Origin of the sequence: Bradyrhizobium sp. IC3195 (genome assembly GCF_020193585.1) — a bacterium.
In the GTDB taxonomy this organism is placed as follows: Bacteria; Pseudomonadota; Alphaproteobacteria; order Rhizobiales; family Xanthobacteraceae; genus Bradyrhizobium; species Bradyrhizobium yuanmingense.
The window spans coordinates 1-1096 of sequence record NZ_JADYVG010000074.1; the positions used below are offsets into that span (position 1 = coordinate 1).

The window sequence follows — 1096 nt, forward strand, 5'->3', positions numbered from 1 at the left end:
CTTGATGCCACTGCGTGGCCAAAGACGTTTTCGCTTGCCTTCAACATTTCGCCTGTTCAGTTGCGGGATTCCGCGCTTGGAGAGCGCATTATATCGCTCCTAGAGCAGACCGGCTTTAGTCCGCGCCGCCTGGAGATTGAAATTACAGAGAGCGCGTTCGTGGAAAGAAACGGGGCTGCGAAGACCGTAATTGACGAACTTCGTCAAGCCGGCGTCCCCGCATCGCGCTCGATGATTTCGGAACAGGTTATGCTACGCTTAGCCAGCTGCTTTCGTTTCGTCTTGACAAGATCAAGATCGATCGCAGCTTCGTGTCGCATCTCCACGACAGCACTGACAGCCGGGTGATCGTTCGTGCTATAATCGGCCTTGCTGAAGGGTTTGGTTTGACGACCACGGCCGAGGGAGTCGAAGACGAACGCCAGCTCGTCTATCTGGTGTTCAATGGTTGCACAGAAGGACAAGGCTACCTGTTCAGTGGTCCCGTTCCAGCCGCCGGTATCCCCGCGCTGCTCGATCGCGAAGCCAGCCGCGGACCGGTCACTGAAGATGGAGCAAGAAACCCACATGCGTGAGCCGACGCGCTGAGTTCAAGCGTGCTCGGGAGACACTTGATCAGAATAAAGCGTCTAGAGTTGCCGCGATACATTCGACACATCACCCTGCATTGTTGCTCAGGGCGGGCGCATTCACTTGGACAGGGCGCAGACTCTAAGAGATCACCTTGGCTCGATTACGCGATTGCGGGCGGCGGCCTGTCGTGCATCACTGTTTTGACCGACTCCAGCGTCAACGCACAGGGGCCGCGAACGGCCCTATGCGCTCAGAGTGCGCGAGCGGCCAAGCGCCTGATCTTCGACTACTCTCTTCGCTCTGGCGGCGTGCAGATGCACGATGAGCTGAATTAACGGCGATCAGATACCCGAAGTCTGGATATTGTCTCGAAGAGCCGTTATCCAAATCCCCTAACAGGCTGTTGAAAAAGGTGCTCGCCGCCGACCGGCGACCGTGATTCATTAGCTCCGACGAGATTCGGAGATGGGGCGTGCGCGGCGGCGACAATCGAACGGGCGAGCTGTTCAGCTACGTCGACCTG

At 57.5% G+C, this 1096-nt stretch carries 2 protein-coding genes; both read left to right on the forward strand.

Annotation, left to right across the window (positions count from 1 at the left end; translation table 11 throughout):
- The coding region (locus tag I6F09_RS37660) for an EAL domain-containing protein (RefSeq protein WP_276573451.1) at window positions 1-348 on the forward strand (348 nt) is incomplete at its 5' end.
- Window positions 267-575, forward strand: coding sequence for an EAL domain-containing protein (locus I6F09_RS37665; RefSeq protein WP_249790062.1), 309 nt, complete (start codon window positions 267-269; stop codon window positions 573-575). The genes I6F09_RS37660 and I6F09_RS37665, both read left to right, overlap by 82 nt.
- Window positions 576-1096: the final 521 nt, after the last annotated feature.